1 pseudogene is annotated in these 326 nt (G+C 64.1%); it reads left to right on the top strand.

The window, feature by feature from the left end:
* Positions 1 to 326 (top strand): annotated as a pseudogene (locus WA675_RS27290) (serine hydroxymethyltransferase); the annotation flags it as partial.

Genomic DNA, 326 nt, shown 5'->3' with positions numbered 1-326 from the left:
TGCCGAGGGCTACCCCGGCCGCCGCTACTACGGTGGCTGCGAGGCCGTCGATGTGGTCGAGACCCTGGCTCGGGATCGGGCCAAGGAACTCTTCGGTGCCGAGTTCGCCAATGTCCAGCCGCACTCGGGCGCCCAGGCCAACGCGGCGGTGTTGATGGCGTTAATGAACCCGGGTGAGACGCTGCTGGGTTTGGATCTGGCCCACGGTGGTCACCTCACCCACGGGATGCGCCTGAATTTCTCGGGCAAGCTCTATGACGTGCATTCCTACGGGGTGTCCAAGCAAGACCACCGCATCGATATGGACGAGGTGCGTGACATCGCCT

The organism is Nocardia sp. SSK8, assembly GCF_037034205.1.
Lineage (GTDB): Bacteria > Actinomycetota > Actinomycetes > Mycobacteriales > Mycobacteriaceae > Nocardia.
The sequence above is the reverse complement of the archived record's forward strand: the minus strand, read 5'-3'. Positions and strand labels throughout refer to the sequence as shown.